A 24,263-nucleotide genomic window follows, 5' to 3' on the forward strand; every position below is an offset into this window, starting at 1 on the left:
TCGGGGGTGAGGGGCGGCGGTCAGTCCGTGCCGGGAACGAGGGCCGCGGCGACGGCGCGCCGCCACGCCTCGTAGGCGGGGACGTCCGCGCGGGCGTCCGCGGCCGGGTCGTCCGGCACCGCGGGCAGGTGGTCGGCGCAGACCTTGGCGGCCTGCTCGGGCGTCATCGAGCACAGCACCTCGGTGGCGAGCTCGACGTGCGGGACGACCAGATCGGCGCGCAGCCGCGCCTCGGCGGCGAACGCGCAGCCCTGCGCGACGTCCGGGCGGTACCGGCCCGCCCGGTCCCACAGGGTGCGCAGCTCCTTCTCGTCCGCGCCGCCCGCGTAGGCGGCGGCGAGGCCGACGCCGGCGTACAGGTCGCCGCGGCGGGCCTCTGCGAACTCCTCGATCCGGTCGGCGACCAGCCCCGGGTCGGTCCCGCAGACGAACCACAGGGCGCGGCCGATGCCCTGGTCGACGGCGCGGCGGGCGTAGGGCGCGCCGCGGACGGGCCAGGCCACCGGGTCCACGACCTGGCCGTCGACGTACCGTCCGGTGTGGAAGTACGCCTGGTGGAAGCCGTAGCCGTCCAGTGCCAGCCAGCGCAGCAGCGGGTCAGGGGCGGCCAGCCTGGGACGCAGGAACCGCGGCAGCCGGGCCGCGGCCCAGCCGACGCCGACGTACGCCATGTAGACGTGGTCGCCGCCGGCCCCGCCGAGGAACTCGGCGACGCGCCGGGTCCCGCCGCCGGGCAGCCCGTCCAGCATCGCGAAGCCCATCGCGGCGCCCTCGTAGGCGAAGCCGCGGAACCGGGTCGGGATGTCCGCGAGCTCCGCCGGCACCTCGTCGGTGGAGCGGGCGCGGGCGGCGGCCGCGTACCCGGTGAGGAACGTGCGGCCGATCGTCTCGAGCACGGCCTGGGATTCGTGGTCCTTGATCTGGAAGCCGCGCACCGCCATTTTCGTGGCCGACGCGTTCGGCGTCAGAACAGCGCTGCGCAGCCTTCGCCATGAAAGAGTCAATTCGAGCACCTGGATTCGCCGGTCGATGTGGTTCCAAAATCTGCCGCGCGCGCCGTCCGCGTCCACTTCGGTCGTGCTCAGCGGGTGGGGAGCCCCTCGCGGACGTTGGCGCGCCACCGCTCGTAGGCCGGCTCGCCCGGCGCGTTCGGCGCGTCCGGTTCCACGGCGGAGTCGTCGGCGAGCCGCTCGGCCGCCTCGACGGTCAGCCCCGCGATCGCCCGCAGCGCCTCGCGGGTGTGGTCCGGCACGAACCCCGCGTGGCAGCGCGCCTTCGCGGCGAACACCGCGCCCTGCGCGAGCGCGGCGGCGTGCTCGCCGGCGTGGACACGCAGCGCCGCGTAGCCGTCCGGGCCGGCGCCGCCCGCGAACGCGGCGGCGAGCCCGGCCCCGCTCCACAGGTCGGCGCGGCGCCGCTCGGTGAACCGCCCGACCGCGCCGGCGACCGCGTCCGCCGCGCCGCCGTGGACGAACCACAGCGCCCGCCCGACGCCCTGGTCGAACGCGCGCGGGAAGTAGTCGGGCCGCCCCAGCCACGGGTAGGGCGCGGGCTCCTCCTGCGCGTCCACCCAGCGGCGGGTGTGGAAGTAGGCGCGGTCGAAGCCGAGGCCGTCCACCGCGAGCCAGCTCATCGTCGGGTGGTACGGCGACCCGGTCAGGTCGGGCAGGACCTTGCGCCACAGGACGCGCGGCAGCCGCGCCATCGCGAAGCCGATCCCGATGTAGGCCAGGAAGATGTGCGGGCGGCCGGGGCCCCGCAGCAGGTCGCGGGTGCGGTGCCCGCGGCGCGGGCCCATCGCGTCCAGGACGGTGAAGGCCATCGTCGCGCCCTCGTAGGCGAAGCCGCGCTGCTCGGGGTCGACCAGCGCGAGCCGCCGCTCCACCTCCCACTGGTCGCGGGCGTCGATGCCCCACTCGAACCCGCAGACCACCGCCTGCGGGATCGCCTCCAGCGCGCGCCCCGGCGCGGCTTCCGCGATCGGGAAGCCCCGCTTGGCGAAGCTCACCTCCGCGAGGGACGGGGTCAGCACGAGCCTGCGCAGCGAGCCGGTGATCGTGGGCATGGGGCACTCCTCGTCGGCGGTGACGTCGTCCGCAGTGTGCGCCGAGGCCCGTCCCGCGCTCATCTCCCGGTGTGCTGCCCGCCCGCCGCGGCGGCCCCCGCACCCGCGCCGGCCGCCGAATACCCGGCGCAATAAAATGACAGCGTTATTTTCCCCGCTTTATCATTAGCGCGTTCCAACGGCACATCAGGAGAAGACAGCGGTATTGGCGTGCCGAACACTGGAGAGGCCGCCGGACCGCTGCCCTGAAATGGCGGGAAGGCGAAAGGGAAGGGGAATTCGTGAGCGCATCCGAGGTTGACTTCGTCCCGGTTCCGGTGCCGCGGCCGCGGCCCCGCGGCGTCCGTCTCCCGCCGGCGGCCGCCGAGCCCGCGCCGCGGTCGATGGAGCGGCTGCGGCGGCGGCGCGACGAGCTGCGCGCCGAGACCCTCGCCGGCCGCGCCCCGGCCGTCGAGCGCCAGCACGCGCTCGGCAAGCGCACCGCCCGCGAGCGGATCGACCTGCTGCTCGATCCGGGCTCCTTCCTGGAACTGGGGATGTTCCGCCGCCGCCCCGAGGGCCCCGACGAGGCGGCGGGCCCGCGCACCGACGGCGTGGTGACCGGGTCCGGCACCGTCGGCGGCCGCACGGTGTTCGTCTACGCGCAGGACTTCACACTGTCCGGCGGGTCCCTCGGCGCCGCCCACGCCGCCAAGATCCACAAGGTGATGGACCTGGCGCTGGCGAACGGCGCGCCGCTGGTCGGCCTGAACGACAGCGGCGGCGCCCGCATCCAGGAGGGCGTCATGGCCCTGGACGGCTACGGCGGCATCTTCCGCCGCCAGGTCCGCGCGTCCGGGATCATCCCGCAGATCAGCGTGGTGCTCGGCCCGTGCGCGGGCGGCGCCGCCTACTCCCCCGCGCTCGCCGACGTGACGTTCATGGTTCGCGGCACCGCGCAGATGTACCTGACCGGCCCGGACGTCGTGGAGGCGGTCAGCGGCGTGCGGGTCACCCATGCCGAGCTCGGCGGCGCCGAGGTGCACGGCGCCCGGTCCGGGGTGGCGACGTTCGTGCACGACGACGAGGAGGGGTGCCTGGAGGACGTCCGGTACCTGCTGTCGCTGCTGCCGTCCAACCACCTGGAGGCGCCGCCCGCCGGGCCGCCGCGCGGCGCCGCCGCCGACGTGCGGCCCCGGCTGGCCGAGCTGGTCCCGGTCGAGCCGAACCGGCCCTACGACATGCGCGCCGTCATCGCCGAGCTGGCCGACGACGGGGAGTTCATGGAGTTCCACGAGGACTGGGCGGCCAACGTCATCTGCGCGCTGGCGCGCATCGACGGCGAGGTGGTGGGGCTGGTCGGCAACCAGCCGCTCGTGCTGGCCGGGGTGCTGGACGCCGCCGCGTCCCAGAAGGCCGCGCGGTTCGTCCGGTTCTGCGACGCGTTCGGCGTCCCGCTGGTGACGCTCGTCGACGTCCCCGGGTTCCTGCCCGGCCTGGACCAGGAGCACGCGGGCGTGATCCGGCACGGCGCCAAGCTGCTGCACGCCTACTGCGAGGCGACGGTGCCGCGGATCCAGGTGATCCTGCGCAAGGCGTACGGCGGCGCCTACATCGTGATGGACTCCCGGTCGATCGGCGCCGACCTGTCGCTGGCGTGGCCCACCAACGAGATCGCGGTGATGGGCGCGGAGGCCGCCGTGAACGTCGTGCACCGCCGCGAGCTCGCCGCGGCCGCCGACCCGGGCGCGCTGCGGACCGTGCTGACGACCCGGTACGCCGAGCGGCTGATGCACCCGTACTTCGCGGCCGAGCGGGGCCTGGTCGACGACGTCATCGACCCGGCGGACACCCGCGCCGCCGTCGCGCGCGGCCTGGCCATGCTCCGCACCAAGCGGGAGATCCCGGAGCCGCGCAAGCACGGCAACATCCCGCTGTAGCGGGCGGGGCCGCGGCGCGGCCCCGCCGCACGGGTCCTCCGCGGAGGTCAGCCGAGGATCTTGGTGAGGAACTGGCCGGTGTGGCTGCCCTCGACCTTCGCCACGTCCTCCGGGGTGCCGGTGGCGACGACGGTGCCGCCGCGCGAGCCGCCCTCGGGGCCCATGTCGATGATCCAGTCCGCGGTCTTGATCACGTCCAGGTTGTGCTCGATCACGATCACCGTGTTGCCCTTGTCGACCAGGCCGTTCAGCACGCCGAGGAGCTTGCGGATGTCCTCGAAGTGCAGGCCGGTGGTCGGCTCGTCCAGCACGTAGATCGTCCGGCCGGTGGAGCGCTTCTGCAGCTCGGCGGCCAGCTTGACGCGCTGCGCCTCGCCGCCCGACAGCGTCGGCGCGGGCTGGCCCAGCCGGACGTAGCCGAGGCCGACGTCGTTGAGCGTCTTCAGGTGCCGGTGGATCGCCTTGATCGGCTCGAAGAACTCGGTGGCCTGCTCGATCGGCATGTCGAGCACCTCGGAGATCGTCTTGCCCTTGTAGTGGACCTCGAGGGTCTCCCGGTTGTAGCGGGCGCCGTGGCACACCTCGCACGGGACGTAGACGTCCGGCAGGAAGTTCATCTCGATCTTGATGGTGCCGTCGCCGGAGCAGTTCTCGCAGCGGCCGCCCTTGACGTTGAAGGAGAACCGACCCGGCTGGTAGCCGCGCACCTTCGCCTCGGTGGTCTGCGCGAACAGCTTGCGGATGTGGTCGAACACGCCGGTGTAGGTCGCCGGGTTGGAGCGCGGCGTCCGCCCGATCGGCGACTGGTCGACGTGCACGACCTTGTCGAGCTGGTCGACGCCGTTGACCCGCTTGTGCTTGCCGGGGACGGTCTTCGCCCCGTTCAGCTGCTTGGCCAGCGAGTTGTACAGGATGTCGTTGACCAGCGTCGACTTGCCCGACCCGGACACGCCGGTCACCGCGGTGAGCACGCCGAGGGGGAACGCCACGTCCACGTTGCGCAGGTTGTTCTGCTGCGCGCCCTTCACCGTGACCTCGCGGCCCCGGGTGCGCGGGCGGCGGATCTCCGGGATCTCGATCGAGCGGCGGCCCGACAGGTACGCGCCGGTCAGCGAGCGCTCCGACTTCAGCAGCTCGTCGACCGTGCCGGACACCACGATCTCGCCGCCGTGCTCGCCGGCGCGGGGGCCGATGTCGACCACCCAGTCGGCGGCGGCGATGGTGTCCTCGTCGTGCTCCACGACGATCAGCGTGTTGCCCATGTCGCGCAGCCGGATCAGCGTCTCCAGCAGCCGGTGGTTGTCGCGCTGGTGCAGGCCGATGGACGGCTCGTCCAGCACGTACAGCACGCCGACCAGGCCCGACCCGATCTGCGTCGCGAGCCGGATGCGCTGCGCCTCGCCGCCCGCCAGCGTCGCGGACGCGCGGTCGAGCGTCAGGTAGTCGAGCCCGACGTCCAGCAGGAACCCGAGCCGGGCGTTGATCTCCTTCAGCACCCGCTCGGCGATGTGCTTCTCGCGCTCGTTCAGCTCCATCGCCAGCAGGAACTTCGCGGCCTCGCCGATCGGCATCGACGCGACCTCGGCGATCGACATCCCGCCCATGGTGACCGCCAGCACGACCGGCTTGAGCCGGGCGCCCTCGCAGGTCGGGCACGGGATCTCGCGCATGTAGCCCTCGAACCGCTCCCGGCTGGAGTCGCTCTCGGACTCGGCGTGCCGCCGCTGGATGTAGGGGATCACGCCCTCGTAGGCGGTGTAGTACGAGCGCGTGCGGCCGTACCGGTTCTTGTACCGGACGTGGACCTGCGTCTCGTGCCCGTTGAGGATCGCCCTGCGCGCCTTGGCGGGCAGCTTGTCCCACGGGGTGTTCAGGTCGAAGCCCATGGCGTCGCCCAGCGCCGACAGCAGGCGCAGGAAGTAGTCGCTCACGTGCCCGCCCGACCACGGCTGGATGGCGCCCTCGCCGAGCGTCAGCTCACCGTCCGGGACGACCAGCTCCGGGTCGACCTCCATGCGGGTGCCGAGGCCGGTGCAGTCGGGGCAGGCGCCGTAGGGCGAGTTGAACGAGAACGACCGCGGCTCCAGCTCCTCGAACGACAGGTCGTCGTAGGGGCAGTACAGGTGCTCGGAGTACATCCGGGTGCGGTTCTCGTCGTCCTCGGGCAGGTCGACGAAGTCGAGGACGATCGTGCCGCCGGCGAGGCCGAGCGCGGTCTCCACCGAGTCGGCGAGCCGCTGGCGCGCGGTGTCCTTCACCGAGAGCCGGTCGACCACGACGGAGATGTCGTGCTTCTCCTGCTTCTTCAGCTTCGGCGGCTCGTCCAGCCGGACCATCGCGCCGTCGACCAGCGCCCGCGAGTAGCCCTTGGACTGCAGCTCGCGGAACAGCTCCAGGTACTCGCCCTTGCGGCCGCGGATCACCGGCGCCAGCACCTGGAACCGGGTGCCGGCCTCCAGCTCCAGCACCCGGTCGACGATCTGCTGCGGTGCCTGCCGGCTGATCGGCCGCCCGCACTCGGGACAGTGCGGATGCCCGATCCGGGCGTACAGCAGCCGCAGGTAGTCGTAGACCTCGGTGATCGTCCCGACCGTCGACCGGGGGTTCTTGCTGGTCGACTTCTGGTCGATCGACACCGCCGGGGACAGCCCCTCGATGAAGTCGACGTCGGGCTTGTCCATCTGCCCGAGGAACTGCCGGGCGTAGGCCGACAGCGACTCCACGTACCGGCGCTGGCCCTCGGCGAAGATCGTGTCGAACGCCAGGCTGGACTTCCCGGACCCCGACAGACCGGTGAACACGATCATGGCGTCCCGCGGCAGGTCGAGCGAGACGTCCTTCAGGTTGTGCTCGCGTGCTCCACGCACGATGAGTCGGTCATGCACGGCGTACTTCCGGTTCCTCTTCTGGGCGCGGTGATGGGGAGAGACAGAGCGCTCTCCAGGCTAGCCAGGGGGTCCGACAGAATCCCCCGAGTCCATAACAGCGGCCGTCGCCGCCGCATTTCATGCCGCGCCCCGCCCGTCCCCGGACGGCCCCGGCGGCACCCTCGCACCGTACACGTGTTCGAACACCCCTGCCACCACAACCCGCCCACCGCCCGCCGCCCCGCCCTGGGGAGTCCGAGGACGACGGCTCCGCCGGCTCATGGAGCGGCCCGGCGCGGGCGGAGGGCGTCCTGGACGAGGGCGACCGTGCGGTGGCGGAGGTCGTCGGACCAGGCTCCGGCGACGGCGCCGTGACCGGTAGCCGTGACGAGGGCCATCACCTCGTCGAGGCGCGCGTCGGCGCGGACCGTCCCGGCGCGCTGGGCCGCCTCCAGGAGGGCGCCGAAGGCGTTGGCGAGGGCCATGATCTGGTCGCCGGGCTCGATCTCGGTGCCCTCCTCGGCGAGCAGGCCGATGACCGGGCCGATGCTCGCCGAGCTCTCGACCAGGAACCCGAAGTAGTCGTAGAAGGCGGTGGCGGGGTCGCCGTCCGCGACCAGCGCGTCGGCGCGCTCGATCAACCGCCGCCGCAACTCCTTCATGATCGCCGCGAGCAGGTCGCGCTTGGTCGGGAAGTGCCGGAAGACGGTGCCGATCGCCACGCCGGCGCGGGCGGCGACCTCCTCGGTGGAGGCGGCGGCGCCGTGTTCGGTGAACACCTCCTCGGCGGCGGCGAGGATGCGGGCGCGGTTGCGCCGGGCGTCGGCGCGCAGGGGCTTGTCCGGGGTCATCCGTCCGTCCGTTGACAAGATGAGTCGCGACTCATATTTTTAACGTGAGTTCAGACTCATGTTAGTCCGTTCCGAAGGGGATGACGCGTGTCCGAGCAGACGCCGCGGGAGCTGTTCGCCCGCTTCCAGCGCAACGCCCTCGCGGGCGGGGCCGGCCTGGACGAGGAGATGCTGGCCGAGGACGTGGTGATCGAGATGCCGTTCGCGCCCGACGGGCACGCGCGGCGGATGGAAGGGCGCGCGGCGATCGCGGCCCGGCTCCGGGAGGGACGCGCGGCCCTGCCGATCATCTTCGAGGAGTTCCGGGACGTGGTGATCCACGAGACCGCCGACCCCGAGGTGATCGTCGCCGAGTACGTGATGGTGGCGACGATGCCCGCCCGCGGGAGGCGGGCATCGGCGAACTTCGCGGTGGTGCTGCGGGCCCGGGACGGGCGCGTCGTGCACTGGCGCGAGTACCAGGACCGCGCGGCCATCACCGAGGCGCTCGCGGGATGAGCTACTCGTCGTCCAGGGCGCGGGCCAGGTAGCGGTCGGCGGAGCGGCGGACGGCGTCCTTGCCGTCGGTGTAGACGATCTTCCGCCACCAGGCGCCGTACACGCGGTCGAACTCGTAGGGCTCCAGCAGCCGCAGGGCGCGGCGGATGGTGCGGGGCCGCTCCGGGATGAAGTTCGGGTAGCTGTACATGAAGCTGACCCAGTCCCGGTCGTTGGCGACCTGGACGATGTCGCCGGAGAACAGCGCGCGGGCGTCCCGCCAGTGCAGCACCTGGCCGCCGTCGAAGTGCACGCCCGCGTTGATCAGCGTGAGGCCGTCGGCGATCTCGTGGGTGTCGCCCTCCCAGAAGACGACCGCGTCGTCGGGGCGGGCGACCCAGCGGCGGTCGGCCTCGTGGATGTAGACGGGCGCGTCGAACGCGTGCGCCCACTCGATCATCGTGCCGTAGTAGTGCGGGTGGCTGATCGCGATCGCGGTGATGCCGCCCATGTCGTCGACCTGGCGGATCAGCTCGTCGTCGATGTGGGTGACCATGTCCCACAGGACGTTGCCGGACGGGGCGCGCAGCAGCAGGGCGCGCTGGCCGATGGCGATGGACGGCTCGGTGCCGATGCCGACGACGTCCAGGCCCTCCTCCTCGACGTGGCCGCGGTGCCCGGCGGCGCGCAGCTCCTCCAGGGTCGTCCAGCGCTGGCCCTCCCAGCCGACGTACTGCCGCTCGTCCTCGCAGATGGGGCAGTCGGGACGGGGTTCGCCGTACTGGACGCCGCAGGTGGTGCAGATCGGATGTTCCATGATCAGCATTGTGGTGCGGAACGGCGCCGCAGGTAAGGGGGAACACGCGGGCCGTCTGGCGCGGCCGGGGCGGCTGCGTCAGGATGGAGCCTTCGACGAGTGCTCGGGGGACTTGTGGAGACCTGGCGGCTGGCGATCGACGAGGTGGACGCGGGCGCGGAGCGGATGGCGGCGGCCGTCGCCGAGCTGACCGGGCCGGAGCTGCGGGCGCCGTCGGCGCTGCCCGGCTGGTCCCGCGGGCACGTCGCGACCCATGTCGCCCGCAACGCCGACTCGCTGTGGAACCTGCTGGAGTCGGCGCGGACGGGCGTGCCGATCCCGCAGTACCCGAGCCCGGAGCGGCGCAACGCCGACATCGAGGCGGGCGCGAGACGCGGGGCCGCCGAGCTGGCCGAGGACGTGCGGGCCACGGCGGCGCGGTTCGCCGAGCAGGTCCGGGCGATGCCCGACGACGCCTGGGACTCCCCCGTCCAGGCGATGGCCGGGTGGCCGCACCCCGCCTGGTACACGGTGCTGCGGCGCTGGCACGAGGTGGAGGCGCACCATGTCGACCTCGCCGCCGGGTACGGGGCGGCCGACTGGCCCGAGCCGTACGTCCGGTGGGCACTGACCAGCACGCTCACGGACCTGGCGGCCCTGCCCGGGGACCTGCACGGCGCGCTGGCCGGGTACCGGATCACCGCGACCGACTCCGGGGAGTCCGCCGACCTCGGGTGGGCGGCGGGCGGGCCGGAGGCGTCCGGATCCGGGCGGGCGCTGCTCGGCTGGCTGAGCGGCCGCACGGACGGCGCGGGAGTGACCGTGCGTCCGGACGGGCCGCCGCCGCCCGTCCCGCCGCCGTGGCCGCACAACCCGTCCCGCTTCTAGCTTCCGCGGCGCGCGGGCGCCCGTCTCCAATGAACGCAGCGGTACGCCGATAGTTCGAGTGGCTCGTCACATGTCGAGCGACCTGTCCGAGGCGAGCCACTTGTCCAGCGCCCGGATCCGCCGGGCGCAGTCGGCCGCGCCGGCGCGGTCGCCGAGCGCCGCCCGGGCCTGCCCCAGCAGGTCCAGCGCGGCCCGCCGCCCGCCGTGATCGTCCATGTCGCGGCGGATCGCGATCTCGGCCTCGAAGTGCTCGCAGGCGCGGGCGTGCTCGCCGAGCAGCAGGCACGCGCGGGCCATGGTGTGCAGCGCGTACGCCTGCTCGCGGGCGTCGCCGACCTCGGTGGCCGCGCGCAGGGCGCGCCCGCCGGTCGCGCGGGCCTCGGCGGCGGCGCCGAGGTCCAGGTGGATGGCGGCGAGGTGCACCAGCGCGGTGGCCTCGCTGTGCCGGTCGCCGACCTCGCCGAGGACGCGCAGCGCCTCCAGCTCCATCTCCAGCGCCTCCCGCGGGCGCCCGCTGCGGCGCAGGACGGCGGCGAAGGTGTCCATGCCGACGCCCATGCCGTACCAGTCGCCGACGGCCCGCCGGATCCGCAGCGCCTGCGCCGCGGCGCGCTCGGCGTCCTCGGGCAGGCCGAGCAGCAGGTAGGTGCGGGCGAGGCTGCCGAGGGTCCCGGCCAGGCCGCTCTGCGCGCCGAGCCCGTGCCACAGGTCGAGCGCCTCGAGGCCGAGGACGAACGCCTCCTGCGGGCGGCCGAGGCGGCGCATGACGACCGACAGGTGCTCCAGGTCGTGCGCCTCGCCGTGCTGGTCGCCGATCTCGCGGCGGATCTCCAGCGCGCGCAGCAGGTGCTCGCGGGCCTCGCGGTAGCGGCCGAGCCGCCAGTGGACGATGCCGATCTGCGCGATCGTCTCGGCCTCGCCGTGCCGGTCGCCGGTGTCGCGGTGCAGGCGCAGCGCCTGGCCGCAGTGGGTGAACGCCTCCGGGTAGCGGGCGGCGTCGCACATCAGCATGCCGAGGGTGGTCAGCGCGCGGGCCTCGCCGTGGCGGGCGCCGAGTGCCTGGTAGGTCCGCAGGGCCTGCCCGGCGTCCCGCAGCGCCATCTCGCGCAGCCCCAGGGACGCGTTCATCCTGGCCAGCTCGGTGAGCGCCTGCGCCGCGCCGTGCCCGTCCGCCAGGTCCTGGCGGATGTAGAGGGCCTCCAGCGCGTGGGACACCGCCTCGTGGACGTTGCCGAGGCGGCGGTGCACCTGCGCCAGGGTGAGCAGCGTCTCGGCGACGCCGGGCAGGTCGCCGATCCGGCGGCGCACCTCCAGCGCCTCCGCGGCGTGGTTCAGGGCCGTCTCGTAGTCGCCGATCCCGAGGCGCGCGCGGGCGAGGGTGTCGTGGTCCTTCGCCAGGCCGCCGGGGTCGTCCAGGGCCCGGTGGACGTCCAGGGCGCGCCGGGCGTGCTCGATCGCGGTGAGGTACCGGCCGAGCGCCACGTGCAGGTCGGCGAGGGTGGCGAGCGCGGCGGCCTCGCCGTACCGGTCGGGCGGTTCGACGGCCCGGAAGGCGCGCCGCGCGTCCTCCCCGTACCCGATGGCCTGGACGGAGCCGCCCGCCTCGAAGTGCGCCACCGCCAGGTTGTGCAGCATCACGGCGGCGGCCCCCCAGTCCTCCTCGGTGCGGGCGGCGTGCAGGCCCGCCTGGTGGACGGCGATGTTGTCCTCGCCGTAGCGGCGGAACTCCTGGAAGTCGAACAGCGCGTCCGCCAGCTCCCAGCAGGTGCGGTGCAGGCCGAGGCGGGCGGCCTGGTGGACGGCGGCGACCAGGTTGCGCCGCTCGGCCTCGAACCACGCCAGCGCCGCGGCCCGCTCGGCGCCGGCGTCCCCGCCGGCGGACGGGCGCCCCCGCGCCCCGTCCGCCCGGCGGCCCTGGTGCACGACGGGACGGCGGCGCCCCGCGAGGGCGTCCCCCGCCGCGCGCGCCTCGGCGAGGTACCCGGCGAGCAGCCGGCGCTGCGCCGCGAGCCGGTCGCTGTCGGCGTCCTCGGCCAGCCCCCGGTCGCGGGCGAAGTCGCGCAGCAGGTCGTGCATCCGGTACCGGCCGGGCGCCACGTCGTGCACGAGGTACGCCTGCCGCAGTCCCTCCAGGGATTCGCGCGCCTCCTCGACGGTCCGGTCCTGCAGCGCGGCGAGCGCTGCGGGGGTGAAGTCGGGGCCCGCGACGAGCCCCAGCACCCGGAACGCCTCCCGGTGGTCGCGGCGCAGGCTGCGGTAGGCGACGTCGAACGTGGGGCTCAGCACGCCAAGCAGCCCCGGCGCGGACGCGGCGGCCGGCGCGCGCCGCTCCGCCGCGTCCGGCACCGGCTCGTGCAGGAGGCCGGGCAGGGCCGTCTCGTAGGACGGGACGGCGTGCGCGTCGCTGGCGGCCAGCTCCCGGACGGTCCCGGCGATGGACTCGCCGGGGTTCTCCGCCAGCCGGCCCGCCATCACCGACAGCGCGAGCGGGAGGTGGCCGCACTCGCGGGCGAGCCGGGCGACCGCCCGGCGCTCGTCGCGGACGCGGGCGTCCGCCGGGCCGAGCACGTTGGCGATGAGGTCGACGGCCTCCTGCGTGACCATCTCGCGCAGCTCGAGCGTGCGGACGTCGGCGCCCTCGAGCAGCGACGGCAGCCGGCGCCGGCTCGTCACCACGGCCAGTCCGGACGCCACCGCGCCCACCAGCGGCCTGATCTGCTCGGGCCCGGCGGCGTTGTCGAGGATCAGCAGCATCCGCCGGTCGGCCAGCAGCGAGCGGCACTGCGCGGCCAGCTCCGCCTCGGTGCTGCGCAGCTGGTCGCCGGGGACGCCGGCGGCGCGCAGCACCTGGCCCATCGCCTCCGCCGGCGTGACCGGGCTGCGGGTGGTGCCGCGCAGGTCGGTGAACACGACCCCGTCGGGGAACCGGTCGACGACCCGGTGCGCCCAGTGCAGCGCGAGCGTCGTCTTGCCGACGCCCGCCATCCCCTGGACGATCACGGCGCGCGGCCACTCGGCCTGCGCGACGAGCATGTCCAGCTTGCCGAGGCTGATCGTCCGCCCGGCGAAGAACGGGTTGTCGGCGGGCAGCCGCACCGGCGGCTTGCCGCCCGCCGGGTCCAGCCGCACCGGCGCGCGGGCGGCCAGGCCGCCGCGCCCGTCCGGCTCCGTGCGGACCGCGGGGGTCCGGGCGGGGGCGTCCGGCTCGGCCTCGATGGCCGGCCATTCGTCGCCCCACGGGCTGGCGGCGCGGCGCAGCTTCTCGGGGTCGAGGATGGTGAGCGGGCGCGGCCTGCGGTCGAGGATGCCCTTCTGCCGCCACAGCCGGAACCAGCGGACCAGCGTCTCGCGGGAGATCCCGGACCAGTTCGCCAGCTCGGCCTGGCTGAGCCGCAGCGGGATCTCCGTCCCGCGCGCGGTGCGCACGCCGAACCGGTGCGCCAGCTCCAGCAGGTGGTAGGCGAGGCGCTGCGGATGCTCGGCGGCGCGCACCGCGTGGCGGCGCCCGCCGTAGCCGACGCTCTCCGAGACCGCGTGCATCATCGCCTCGGCGACCCGCGGGTTCGCGGCGAGCAGGCCGCGGAAGTTGCGGCGGTCCACCCGCAGCGCCTCGACGTGGTCGAGCGCCGCGATGGTGCCGCGCTGCGGATGCCCCCACGGCCCGAGCACGCCGACGACGTCGCCGGACCCGAACAGGTCGATGATCGACTCGTCGCCCTCGCTGGAGTCGACGAACTCCTTGGCCACGGCGTTGCTCGCCGCGCGCGGCGCCGCCTTGAACACCACGTACACGGCCGGGGCGGTCACCCCCTGGTGGCACAGCGTCCCCCCGGGCGGGATGCGGGCGCGACGACCCATCGCCCGCAGCGCCTGCCGGTCGTCGGGGCCGAGCCGTTCCCAGAAGCTGCCGGGCCGGACGTCGTGGTCGATCATCCGCTCACCCGCCCGCCACCGCCGTCGCCAGCCACCAGAACAGGAACAGCACGCCGGTCGCCGCCGACCAGGCGACCGCCAGCCAGGACAGCTCGCCGCAGCGGTGCGCCGCCGCCAGCAGCCGGCGCAGCTCGGTGTCGCGGACCCGCGCGTCCAGGACGGCGGCCGTCCCGAACGGCGTCCACGGCACGTTCGGGTCGACGGGCGCGCCGGTGCGGCCGCGCACCTCGCCGAGCACCGCCACCAGCGTCCGCCGGGACCGCACCGCGTACCCGGCGGAGACCGCGAACGAGCCGGCCAGCACCGGCAGCAGGGCCAGCGCGACGGCGCCGGGGAGCCCGGCGGCCAGCCGGCCGACGGTCCCGACCAGCACCAGGGCGAGGAACACGGCGGCGACGGCGGAGTCGCGGCCGCAGAGCCGGACCAGCGCGCAGGCGTGGCCGAGCAGCTCCTCGGGCCGTTCCCGGTCCGGTCCGGGACGGAATGCGGTGATCAACGCGGCACCGTCCTCACGGGTCGTTTCCGATCTTCCAATGACCATGGTGGGACGGCAAGGCGGAAACGTCCGCCGCCGGATGCACGGTGCGGATGAGTCTCGTGACTCATTCGGCCCGGCCGCACGCCGCGGCGGGCGATGGGGGAAGATGGTCTGCGCGCACCACTGACGGGGCGCACCGCCGACGGCGCGTACCGCCGATGGGAGGACCCGCCCATGACCTACACGGGCAACGTCGAGGCCGGCGGCCGGCCCGACGTCCGGGAGCTACCGGGCCTGACGGTCACCAAGGTGGCGGTCGGGCCGTACGACAACAACGCCTACCTCCTGCGCTGCACCGCGACCGGCGAGCAGCTGCTCGTCGACGCGGCCAACGAGGCGCCGCGGCTGCTGGAAATGATCGGCGACGGGCCGCTCGCGCGGATCGTCACCACGCACCGCCACCAGGACCACTGGATGGCGCTGACCGAGGTCGCCCGGGCCACCGGCGCGCCGGTCGTCGCGCACCCGCACGACGCCGAGCCGCTGCCCGAGCCGGTCGCCGAGCCGGTCGAGCACGGCGACACCATCCGCGTCGGGCGGGCCGCGCTGGAGGTCATCCACCTGCGCGGCCACACGCCCGGCTCGATCGCGCTGCTGTACGACGCGGGCGGCGAGCTGGCCGACCGCCCGCACCTGTTCACCGGCGACAGCCTGTTCCCGGGCGGCGTCGGCAACACCTGGGGCGACCCGACGCTGTTCAAGCAGCTGTTCGCGGACGTGGAGGAGCGCGTCTTCGGCCGGCTCCCGGACGCGACCTGGTTCTACCCGGGCCACGGCAAGGACTCCACGCTCGGCCGCGAGCGCCCCTCGCTGCCGGAGTGGCGCTCGCGCGGCTGGTGACCGGCGCGACCGCTCCCTCCTGAGACGGCCGCCCGGGCGCCGGTGGAGCCGTCCTTCGCTCCGGCCCGCCGGAACCAGCGGTGCGGAATGTTCGTTTTGACGACCACATCCGCACCGACTCGGGGCCGAGACCAGGAGCGCATCATCGACGACACCGACCCGGGACCCGCCCTGCGCTACCCGCCGGGGTCGCTGGTCCTGCTCGCCGGACTCCCGGGGGCGGGCAAGAGCACCCTGCTGAACCGGCTGTACGGGCTGAGCGGCGAGGAGACCGCGCCGGTGCCCGTCGGCGACGTCCGGATCATCGACTCGCGGCAGTCCCGCAACTGGTGGGCGCGCTTCCTGCGCCCGCTGCCGGTGCGGCTGCGCACCCCGCTCGTCCACGTCACGCACGTGTGGCGGATCGGGCGGGCCGTGCTGGCGGGGCACGGGGTCGTGGCCCACACGCGCGGGACCTGGCCGCACATCCTGCACTGCTTCGCCTGGCTGGCGCGCCGCCGGGGCGGGCGGCTGCACCTGATCCTCATCGACGTCGACCCGGCCACCGCCCGCGCCGGGCAGTTCGCGCGCGGACGGGCCGTAACGGGCGTCACGTTCGCCCGGCACTGCCGCCGCTGGGTGCCGCTCATGGAACGTGCCCGCGGCGGCGCCCTCCCGCCGGCCGCCGGGGTCACGGTGCTGGACCGGGAGGCCGCCGACAAGCTCACGACGATCCGCTTCGACTAGCGCGGCCACCGCGATCGGCACCGTCGGCGCGGCGGTCAGCGCAGGCCCGCGAACCAGCGGACGACCATGGCCGTGCCCGCCACGTTCGACCCGAGGTGCCGGGACCCGCCGTAGACCTTGTCACCCACGTCGACGACCGGGACGTCGAGGCCGCGTGCGCGGAACGCGGCGGCGCAGTGGTCGGTGTTCGCGGTCACCGCCTGGTCATCGTTGGTGATCTTGTAGAGGCGCAGCGGCGCGCGGGGCGTCCAGGCCGTGCAGACCTCCCCGTCCACGCGAAGGGCCTCGGCGAACGTGCCGGACGGGTGGCGCAGCACCTCGAACCCGCGCGGGGTGAGCAGCTCCTTGAGGGTGCCGGGCAGGCCCTTCATCATGACCTCGCCGGGCGTTGTGCCGTCGAAGTACTTCTCGACATGGCTCGCGTACGGTTCCCGGAACAGCTCGGACGGCTTCTCGTAGATGCCCCCGTGGATGCGGTTCCACGAGGTGAGCAGGTAGGAGACGTAGGCGACGGACAGCTTCGGGTCGAGGTCGCCGTTCAGCAGGGCGGGCAGTTCCGCGCCGCGGAAGTCGTACCCGCCGCTGATCGGGGCGACCGCGCGGAGGCGGAAGTGCGGGTCGGCGCCGTCCTGCAGCGCCCGTGCGAGACCGAGCGCGGACGAGGCTCCCTGCGAGAACCCGGTGACCAGGACCCGGCCGTCCAATGCCCGGTGCTGGCCCAGGGTGAACTGCCGAGCGGCGCGGAGCATGTCGAGCGACGCGGACGTCTCGGTCGGCACGTCCTTCCACGGGTGCGCACCCGGCCCTTCGCCCAAGCCGAGGTAGTCGGGCGCGGCGGCGGCGAACCCGGCGGACCCGTAGGTGACGGCCGGTCCGGGACCCCACACGTCCTGCGCCATCGACGGCGCATCGGCCTTGTAGCTGGTGGTGCCGTGCGTATAAGAGACGATGCGCAGCTTGTGGACGCCGTTGCGCGGGAGCACGAGCAGGCCGCTGGCGACCGTGGCGCGGCCGTGCGCGTCGACCGTCCGGTAGACGAGCCGGTACGAGTCGACGCCGTAGCGGACGGAGGAGGCGTCGAAGTCCTCGCTCGCCAGCCAGGCGCGCACCTCCTCGGCGGACCTGGCGCCCAGGTGGCGGGCGGAGACCAGTTGCCCGCGGGCGGTGTGCTGCTGAGTCGCGGCCGGCCGGTCCTTCGCGCCCTCGTAGGCGAGGGCGGGAGCGGCCCCGGCGGCCAGGATTGCGGCACCGGCGGCTCCGACCGCGGCGATCTTCAGGCGGCGTGTCATGGCGGTCCTCTTTCGTGTCGGCGGCGAACGTCCCCAAGCCTCCGGCCGGCGCGCCCGAGCGGGCATCGCGCCGGATGGTGATCTCCGATCCGCTACCTCGGAGGGCGGCGGCCTCCCCCGCGGGAGGGCGGCCGGATCTTCCGGACGGCAGAAGGCGGGCAGGGCGGCGGGCGCGGCGGTCTATAGGCTCGGATCAAGGACGGAACACGACGAGAGGCGGCAGCATGGCGCAGCAGGTACGCGGGGTCGTCGCACCCGGGCGGGGCGAGCCGGTGCGGATCGAGACGATCATCGTTCCGGATCCGGGCCCGGGCGAGGCGGTCGTGAAGGTGCAGGCGTGCGGGGTGTGCCACACCGACCTGCACTACCGCGAGGGCGGGATCAACGACGAGTTCCCGTTCCTGCTCGGCCACGAGGCCGCGGGCGTGGTGGAGTCGGTCGGCGAGGGCGTCACCGAGGTGGAGCCCGGCGACTTCGTCATCCTGAACTGGCGCGCGGTGTGCGGGCAGTGCCGGGCGTGCCTGCGGGGCCGTCCCTGGTACTGCTTCAACACCCACAACGCCGCCCAGAAGATGACCCTGGAGGACGGCACGGAGCTGTCGCCGGCGCTGGGGATCGGCGCGTTCGCCGACAAGACGCTGGTCGCCGCCGGGCAGTGCACCAAGGTCGACCCGGCCGCCAAGGCCGAGGTCGCGGGCCTGCTGGGCTGCGGTGTCATGGCGGGCCTGGGCGCGGCGATCAACACCGGGAACGTGGGGCGCGGCGACTCGGTGGCGGTCATCGGCTGCGGCGGCGTCGGCGCGGCGGCGGTGCTGGGCGCGCGGCTGGCCGGTGCGGCCAGGATCATCGCGATCGACCTGGACGAGCGCAAGCTGGCCACCTCGACCTCGCTCGGCGCGACCAACACCGTCCACGCCAAGGACACCGACGTCGTGGAGGCGGTGCAGGAGTTGACGGGTGGCTTCGGCGCGGACGTGGTGATCGATGCGGTCGGCCGTCCGGAGACCTACAAGCAGGCGTTCTACGCCCGCGACCTGGCCGGCACGGTCGTGCTGGTCGGCGTGCCGACGCCGGAGATGAAGCTGGAGCTTCCGCTGCTGGACGTGTTCGGGCGCGGCGGGTCGCTCAAGTCGTCCTGGTACGGCGACTGCCTGCCCTCCCGCGACTTCCCCATGCTCATCGACCTGTATCTGCAGGGCCGCCTCGACCTGGACGCGTTCGTGTCCGAGACGATCGAGCTGGACGGCGTCGAGGCCGCGTTCGACAAGATGCACCACGGCGACGTGCTGCGCTCGGTGGTGGTCCTCTGATGCCGGCCCGCATCGACCACCTCGTCACCTCCGGGACGTTCTCCCTGGACGGCGGGACGTGGGAGGTCGACAACAACGTCTGGATCGTCGGCGACGACAGCGAGGCGATCGTCATCGACGCCGCGCACGACGCCGACGCGATCGCGGCGGCGCTCGGCGACCGGCGGCTGGTGGCAATCGTGTCCACGCACGGCCACGACGACCACATCGACGCCGCCCCCGCCCTCGCGGCCCGTACCGGCGCGCCCGTCCTGCTGCACCCCGACGACCTGATGCTGTGGAAGCAGAAGCACCCGGACAGGGACCCCGACGGCGCGCTGTCCGACGGCCAGGTCATCACGGTCGCGGGCACCGGGCTGACCGTCCTGCACACGCCGGGCCACAGCCCCGGCGCCGTCTGCCTGCACGCGCCCGACCTCGGCACCGTGTTCTCCGGCGATACGCTGTTCAACGGCGGCCCGGGCGCGACCGGCCGGTCGTTCTCCGACTTCCCGACGATCATCGACTCGATCCGCGGGCGGCTGCTGACGCTTCCGCCGGACACGGTCGTGCGGACCGGCCACGGCGACTCCACCACCATCGGCGGCGAGGCCCCGCACCTCGACGAATGGATCGCCCGGGGCCACTGACCCGGCTCCCGCCAAGGCGGCGCCCCGCACTGCGGGGGCGCCGCCTTTCTCATGTCAGCGGGAGGCGTAGGCGCGCAGGAACGTGTCGATGCCCGCGGTCACCACCGTGTCGATCTCGTCGGCGGGAACGGCGCGGTTGCCGAGTTCGGAGAGCCCGATCAGCTCGTGCGTGAGCAGCGCGATGAAGTGGGCGGCGGCGCGGTCGGGGTCGGCGATCGCCAGGTGCCCGGCGTTGGCGAGGCGGGCGAGCCGCCCGGCGAGGGCGTCGGCGACCTGGTCGGCGCCGTTGGCGCGGACGGTGCCGTACAGGTCGGGGAACCGCACCGACTCGGCGTACAGCAGCCGTTGCAGCGCCCACGATTCGGCGCGGTGGAAGCACCCGACCATGGCCGGGGCGGCGGCGAGCAGCTGTGAGCGCAGCTCGTCGGCGTCGGCGGGGTCGGTCGGGAAGGCGTCGAGCGCGGCCATGAACGTGGCGCTCGTCTCCCGCGCGGCGTCCACCATGATCTGGCGGAAGAGGTTCTCCTTGCCGCCGAGGTGGTTGTAGATCGTCGGCTTCGCCACCCCGGCCTCGGCGGCGATCATGTCGATGCTCGCCCGCTCGTAGCCCTCGCGGGAGAAGACGCGCAGCGCCGCGGCCAGGATGGCCTCCCGCTTGTCGACCCGCCCGCGCCGCCCGGTCCGCTCTCCCGCGATCTCCCCCGCGCCCATGCCGCCATGCTACCGTGGCGTTCCTCTAACTGAACTAGTCGGTTAAATTTGATGAACCGACTCGTAGATTCCGGAGGTGATCATGGACGCGGACACCGGCGATCGGATCGACGGGCCGCTCGCGCGGCTCATCGGCGTGATGGTGCTGGGCGGGTTCATGGCGCTGCTCGACGCGACGATCGTCAACGTCGGCATCGGCACGCTCGCCGCGCACTTCCACGCGCCGCTCGACACCGTGGAGTGGACGGCCAGCGCCTACATGCTCACGCTCGCCGCGGCCATCCCGGTGAGCGGCTGGGCCGTCGACCGGTACGGCGGGCGCGCCGTGTGGCTGGCCGGGCTCGCGCTGTTCATCGCCGGGTCGCTGCTGTGCGCGCTGGCCTGGGACGCGGGCGCGCTGATCGGGTTCCGGGTGGTGCAGGGCCTCGGCGGCGGGCTGATGGAGCCGACGATGCTGACCGTGCTCGCCCGCGCGGCCGGCCCCCGCCGGGCGGGCCGGATGATGGCGCTGATGTCGATCCCGATGACGCTCGGCCCGATCCTCGGCCCGATCGCCGGCGGGCTGATCAACGAGTACCTGCCCTGGCGGTGGATGTTCCTGGTCAACCTGCCGGTCGGCGCGGTCGCGATCGCGCTGGCGGTGCGGACCGTCCCCGGCGGGACGCCGGACGCGGCGGAACGCAAGCCGTTCGACGTCCTCGGCGTGCTGCTGCTCAGTCCCGGCTCGGTCGCGGTGCTCTACGGGCTGTCGCAGGCGGCGACCGCGGGGTTCGGCGCGCCGCGCGTGGTCGCCGGCCTGGTGCTGGGTGCGGCTTTCCTGATCGCCTACGTGGTGCACGCCCTGCGGACGTCCGTCCCTCCGCTGGTCGACCTGCGGCTGCTGGCGGTGCGCCCGTACGCGGCGAGCGTCGCGGTGATGACGCTGGTCGGCGGGGTGCTGTTCGCGCTGCTGTTCCTGATCCCGCTCTACTACCAGCAGGTCAGGGGGCACGGCGTGCTCGGGGCGGGGCTGCTGCTCGTCCCGCAGGGCGTCGGCGCGTTCCTCGGCATGCCGATCGCCGGCCGGCTCAGCGACCGCATCGGCGCCCGCGCGCTGGTCCCGGCCGGCGGCGCGGTCGTGGCGCTGACCGCGCTCGCCTACACGCAGGCCGGCACCGGCGCGAGCCCGGTCTGGCTGGGCGCGTGCTCGGTGGCGTGCGGGATCGGGCTCGGGCTGATCGGCGCGCCCACGATGGCGTCGGTGTACCGGAGCGTCCCCGCCGAGTCGACGCCGAGCGCGACGGGGACCCTCTACGTCCTCAACCAGATCGGCGCCGCGCTCGGTATCACGGTCGTGACGCTGCTGCTCCAGCACCGGCTCTCCGGCGGGGCGTCGCCGGCGGACGCGTTCGGGACGGCGTTCTGGTGGATGGTGGCCGCGGCGGGCGTCCTGCTTCTGGCCGGATTCTCGCTCCCGGGCCGTCCGGCGGGCGCCGCCGAGGTAGTGTCCCCCGTGGCGGACGAACCGGAGCGCAGCGGCGCGGACCGGACCTGAGGAGGGCGCCGATGCGGCCGAGGGCATCGCTCGCCGCCGCGCTGGCGATGTGCGGTGCCCTGGCCGGCTGCGGCGAGGCCGCCGGCAGCCCGGCGGGCGCGCTGGACGTCCCGCCGCCGACGGCGACGGCCGCGTCCTCCCCCGCCGCCTCGCCGGCCGCGTCGCCGGAGGCCGCCCGCGTGCGGCCGCTCGGGAGACCCGGCGCCTGGCGGATCACCACGTACTACACGGCGGTCGAGAGCCTGCACGGCGGGAAGCGGAAGGCCGTCAAGGGCTGCGCGCGGTTCCACTGCTCCCACGGCAGGACGCCGCTCGGCTCCTACCCTGCGGAGTTCCTCGCGATCGTGCAGGAGGAGGGCAGCGGGCGCATCACCTCCGGGCCGCAGCGCGGCCGGTACCTGAACTGGTCGCACAGCGTCGGGTACTGGCTGGACGACACCACCCGCGACTCGGCGGGCCGTCCGCTGCGGCCCTGGTCGTCCGCCGCGGCCGACAAGTCGGTGCTCGGGCGCGGGCAGCGGTTCGCGATCGTCGAGTGCGGCCGGGACGGCAACGGGCACCGCATCGAGGCGAAGGTGTGCGCGGCGTTCCGGAAGGCGCGCTGGACGGTCACCGACCTGTTCCGTCCCGGCTACGGCGGCCAGAACCACGCCGATGTGTACATCGGCGAGGAGACCGGGACGCCGTTCGCCGATTCGCCGTTCTACACCACGCTGAGCGGCGCCACGCTCGGCCCGTCCTAGCCGGGATCGCGTTCGAGGCGGCGTGGTACGGCGAGCCGGGTCGCCCGGGTGCGGCCCCGCAGGGTGACCTCCTCGCCGAGCTCCCACTGCGCCGCTTCCTCGGGGTCGGCCATGGCGACCAGCGAGCCGGACGCGAGCACGCGCTCCTCGGTGTGCTTGGCGAGGTCGGTCAGCCGGGCCGCCTCGTTCACCGGGTCGCCGATCACGGTGTACTCGAACCGCTCCTCGGCGCCGATGTGCCCGGCGACGGCCTCGCCCGCCGACACCCCGACGCCCGCGCTCAGCTCGGGCACCTCGTCGCGCAGCCGCCGGGCCAGCTCGCGGGCGGCGGCGAGGGCCCGGCCGGGCGCGCCGTCGAGGTCGAGCGGGGCGCCGAAGACGGCGAGCGCGGCGTCCCCCTCGAACTTGTTGATCCAGCCGCCGTGCGCGCCGACCACCTTGACCACCACGGCGAAGAACTCGTTCAGCAGCCGGACGACCTCGGCGGGCGGCCGGTCGGCGGCCAGCCGGGTGGAGCCGATGAGGTCCACGAAGATCACCGCGACCTCGCGGGTCTCGCCGCCGAGGTCGATGCCGCGCTCCAGCGCGACGCGCGCCACGTCCTCGCCGACCTGCCGGCCGAACAGGTCCTGCAGCCGGGCGTGCTCGCGCAGCCCGGCCGCCATGTGGTTGAACCCGGCCTGCAGCAGCCCGACCTCGCTGGCGTCGTAGACGGGGACCTCCACGTCCAGGTCGCCGCGCTCGACCCGGGCCAGCCCGAGCCGCACCGACTCGACCGGGTCGGCGATCGCGCGGGCCGCGCCGTAGGTGACGGCGAGGCCGATGACCAGCGCGGTGCCGCCGAGCGCGAGGACCGCGAGGGCGAAGTCCCGCACGGTGATCCTCGCGATCAGGAAAGAGCCGACCGCCAGGGTGATCAGGCCGAGGATCGGCACCCCGGTGCCGAGCGCCCAGGCCAGCACCGAGCGGGCCACCACGCCGGGCAGCCCGGTGCGGCGCGGCATCTCGCTGCGCAGCGCGGTCGTCACCGCCCGCCGCAGCAGCCGCTCGGTCAGCAGGTAGACGATGGTGCAGGTGGTCAGGCCGCCGAGCAGGCTGGTGAGGCCGAGCTTGACGGCCAGCAGGGTGGAGAACGGCGCGTTGATCACCACCCAGCCGACGGTGCCGATCCCCCACAGCGTCAGGTGCAGCGCCATCAGCCGCAGCGGCCCGTACAGCAGCAGCGACCGCTCGTGCCGGTCGGGCTCGCCGTGCCGCTCCACCAGCCGCCGGACGCGCCGGAAGAACCGCTCGCCGAGGACGAGCCCGACGGGCACCGCCGCGACGACGTAGGCGGTGAACACCGCGAGGTTGATCGTCTGCAGCCGGTCGGAGACGTGCCCCACCGGGTCGGGCACCACGACCGCGAACGCCAGCACGACCAGCGCGCCGCCGAGGTTGGCCAGGCCGGTGGCGATCGTGACGAGGATCCGGGCGCGGCGCGCGATGGCGGCGCGCGAGTCGCCCGGCCGCCCGTCGATCAGCCGCCACAGCGGGCCCAGCAGGCTGCGCCCGCCCCGCGGCGCGGGTCCCGCCCCATCGCTCTCCATGAGAGCGCAGGGTATCCGCTGGCGGAGCCTCACTCTCCGTCCCGTCTGCGTCACCTCGCGGCGGCCCTGCTCACTCCGGTACGGAAGGTTGACCGGCCGGTCAATCAGGGAATTAACAAAGCGGACGAAGAGGTCCAAAAGGTGATCGGCCGGAGGTGCGACGGATGGACAGGTTCGCATGGCAGGACGGGGTGGCCTTCGTGGCCGGCCTCGTCGTCCTGGTGGCCCCCGAACTGTGGGGCGACAACGCGGGCGAGCAGCCGCTCATGGTGCTCGGCGCGCTGCTGATGACGGCCGGCCTGTGGGCGCTGCTGGGCGGCCCCGGCACGCCGTCGTGGGCGGCGACCGCGTTCGCGGTGCTGATCTTCGTGGCGCCGTGGGCGTTCGGCTTCACCGGCGCGCACGCCTCGGCGTGGACGGCATGGATCGCCGGCGGCGTCGCGGCTATCGTCGGCCTGTGGGGAGCCACGCAGGCGCACGGCGGCAGGCCCGCCGCGGCCTGACCGAGATCCCGCCACGGCCTCGGGCGCACCGGCGCTCCGGGGCCGCACGGGCCTG

General features: G+C 74.3%; 20 protein-coding genes. 10 read left to right on the top strand and 10 right to left on the bottom strand.

Going from position 1 to position 24,263, the window contains the following annotated elements:
• Positions 1 to 20: 20 nt before the first annotated feature.
• Entirely contained in the window at positions 21 to 1,013 is a 993-nt protein-coding gene (locus QP089_RS39100; RefSeq protein ID WP_285919066.1) for a DUF1702 family protein, read from the bottom strand.
• A 68-nt stretch (positions 1,014 to 1,081) separates the two neighbouring features.
• On the bottom strand, positions 1,082 to 2,065 hold the full coding sequence (locus QP089_RS39105; RefSeq protein ID WP_285918992.1) for a DUF1702 family protein: 984 nt from the start codon (positions 2,063 to 2,065) through the stop codon (positions 1,082 to 1,084).
• A gap of 281 nt (positions 2,066 to 2,346) precedes the next feature.
• Here QP089_RS39105 and QP089_RS39110 point away from each other — a divergent pair, with 281 nt between their 5' ends.
• A complete protein-coding gene (locus QP089_RS39110; protein ID WP_285918993.1) occupies positions 2,347 to 3,984 on the top strand; it encodes an acyl-CoA carboxylase subunit beta in 1,638 nt (545 codons plus the stop codon).
• Positions 3,985 to 4,031: 47 nt separating this feature from the next.
• Here the strand turns inward: QP089_RS39110 and uvrA are convergent, their stop codons facing one another.
• On the bottom strand, positions 4,032 to 6,869 hold the full coding sequence (uvrA, locus tag QP089_RS39115) for an excinuclease ABC subunit UvrA (RefSeq protein WP_285918995.1): 2,838 nt from the start codon (positions 6,867 to 6,869) through the stop codon (positions 4,032 to 4,034).
• A 260-nt stretch (positions 6,870 to 7,129) separates the two neighbouring features.
• Positions 7,130 to 7,702, bottom strand: coding sequence for a TetR/AcrR family transcriptional regulator (locus tag QP089_RS39120; protein WP_285918997.1), 573 nt, complete (start codon positions 7,700 to 7,702; stop codon positions 7,130 to 7,132).
• 87 nt (positions 7,703 to 7,789) lie between these two features.
• On the opposite strand from QP089_RS39120, the gene QP089_RS39125 reads away from it, so the two are divergent.
• Positions 7,790 to 8,200 carry a nuclear transport factor 2 family protein gene (locus QP089_RS39125; protein ID WP_285918999.1) on the top strand — a complete coding sequence of 137 codons (411 nt, stop codon included), beginning with the start codon at positions 7,790 to 7,792 and terminating at the stop codon, positions 8,198 to 8,200.
• A gap of 1 nt (position 8,201) precedes the next feature.
• On the opposite strand, the gene QP089_RS39130 is transcribed toward QP089_RS39125, so the two are convergent.
• Positions 8,202 to 8,996: an MBL fold metallo-hydrolase gene (locus QP089_RS39130; RefSeq protein WP_285919001.1), complete on the bottom strand. Its 795-nt coding sequence runs from the start codon at positions 8,994 to 8,996 to the stop codon at positions 8,202 to 8,204.
• A gap of 99 nt (positions 8,997 to 9,095) precedes the next feature.
• Here QP089_RS39130 and QP089_RS39135 point away from each other — a divergent pair, with 99 nt between their 5' ends.
• On the top strand, positions 9,096 to 9,863 hold the full coding sequence (locus tag QP089_RS39135; protein ID WP_285919003.1) for a maleylpyruvate isomerase family mycothiol-dependent enzyme: 768 nt from the start codon (positions 9,096 to 9,098) through the stop codon (positions 9,861 to 9,863).
• A 66-nt stretch (positions 9,864 to 9,929) separates the two neighbouring features.
• Here QP089_RS39135 and QP089_RS39140 read toward each other — a convergent pair whose 3' ends face one another.
• Positions 9,930 to 13,796: a tetratricopeptide repeat protein gene (locus tag QP089_RS39140; protein WP_285919004.1), complete on the bottom strand. Its 3,867-nt coding sequence runs from the start codon at positions 13,794 to 13,796 to the stop codon at positions 9,930 to 9,932.
• A 4-nt stretch (positions 13,797 to 13,800) separates the two neighbouring features.
• A complete protein-coding gene (locus QP089_RS39145) occupies positions 13,801 to 14,292 on the bottom strand; it encodes a hypothetical protein (RefSeq protein ID WP_285919005.1) in 492 nt (163 codons plus the stop codon).
• A gap of 216 nt (positions 14,293 to 14,508) precedes the next feature.
• On the opposite strand from QP089_RS39145, the gene QP089_RS39150 reads away from it, so the two are divergent.
• Positions 14,509 to 15,174, top strand: a complete 666-nt coding sequence (locus QP089_RS39150; RefSeq protein ID WP_285919006.1) for an MBL fold metallo-hydrolase — start codon at positions 14,509 to 14,511, stop codon at positions 15,172 to 15,174.
• 87 nt (positions 15,175 to 15,261) lie between these two features.
• Positions 15,262 to 15,900 carry an ATP-binding protein gene (locus QP089_RS39155; protein WP_446474119.1) on the top strand — a complete coding sequence of 213 codons (639 nt, stop codon included), beginning with the start codon at positions 15,262 to 15,264 and terminating at the stop codon, positions 15,898 to 15,900.
• 35 nt (positions 15,901 to 15,935) lie between these two features.
• Here QP089_RS39155 and QP089_RS39160 read toward each other — a convergent pair whose 3' ends face one another.
• A complete protein-coding gene (locus QP089_RS39160) occupies positions 15,936 to 17,189 on the bottom strand; it encodes a dienelactone hydrolase family protein (RefSeq protein WP_285919010.1) in 1,254 nt (417 codons plus the stop codon).
• A gap of 224 nt (positions 17,190 to 17,413) precedes the next feature.
• On the opposite strand from QP089_RS39160, the gene QP089_RS39165 reads away from it, so the two are divergent.
• Together QP089_RS39165 and QP089_RS39170 are read left to right on the top strand one after the other, a co-directional pair.
• Complete coding sequence (locus tag QP089_RS39165) at positions 17,414 to 18,499, top strand: S-(hydroxymethyl)mycothiol dehydrogenase (protein ID WP_285919012.1); 1,086 nt, start codon at positions 17,414 to 17,416, stop codon at positions 18,497 to 18,499.
• Complete coding sequence (locus QP089_RS39170; protein ID WP_446474120.1) at positions 18,499 to 19,128, top strand: MBL fold metallo-hydrolase; 630 nt, start codon at positions 18,499 to 18,501, stop codon at positions 19,126 to 19,128. Before QP089_RS39165 ends, QP089_RS39170 begins: the two co-directional genes overlap by 1 nt.
• A 54-nt stretch (positions 19,129 to 19,182) precedes the next feature.
• Here QP089_RS39170 and QP089_RS39175 read toward each other — a convergent pair whose 3' ends face one another.
• Positions 19,183 to 19,839: a TetR/AcrR family transcriptional regulator gene (locus QP089_RS39175; protein WP_285919014.1), complete on the bottom strand. Its 657-nt coding sequence runs from the start codon at positions 19,837 to 19,839 to the stop codon at positions 19,183 to 19,185.
• 82 nt (positions 19,840 to 19,921) lie between these two features.
• Here QP089_RS39175 and QP089_RS39180 point away from each other — a divergent pair, with 82 nt between their 5' ends.
• Complete coding sequence (locus QP089_RS39180) at positions 19,922 to 21,373, top strand: DHA2 family efflux MFS transporter permease subunit (RefSeq protein ID WP_285919071.1); 1,452 nt, start codon at positions 19,922 to 19,924, stop codon at positions 21,371 to 21,373.
• Positions 21,374 to 21,384: 11 nt separating this feature from the next.
• The gene (locus QP089_RS39185; RefSeq protein ID WP_285919016.1) at positions 21,385 to 22,116 is read left to right on the top strand and encodes a hypothetical protein; all 732 of its coding nucleotides are present in this window, start codon (positions 21,385 to 21,387) and stop codon (positions 22,114 to 22,116) included.
• On the opposite strand, the gene QP089_RS39190 is transcribed toward QP089_RS39185, so the two are convergent.
• Positions 22,113 to 23,705, bottom strand: a complete 1,593-nt coding sequence (locus QP089_RS39190) for an adenylate/guanylate cyclase domain-containing protein (protein WP_285919018.1) — start codon at positions 23,703 to 23,705, stop codon at positions 22,113 to 22,115. The genes QP089_RS39185 and QP089_RS39190 overlap by 4 nt on opposite strands.
• Before the next feature lie 164 nt (positions 23,706 to 23,869).
• On the opposite strand from QP089_RS39190, the gene QP089_RS39195 reads away from it, so the two are divergent.
• Complete coding sequence (locus tag QP089_RS39195; protein ID WP_285919020.1) at positions 23,870 to 24,208, top strand: SPW repeat protein; 339 nt, start codon at positions 23,870 to 23,872, stop codon at positions 24,206 to 24,208.
• Positions 24,209 to 24,263: the final 55 nt, after the last annotated feature.

The organism is Actinomadura opuntiae, assembly GCF_030283205.1.
Taxonomy (GTDB): Bacteria; Actinomycetota; Actinomycetes; order Streptosporangiales; family Streptosporangiaceae; genus Spirillospora.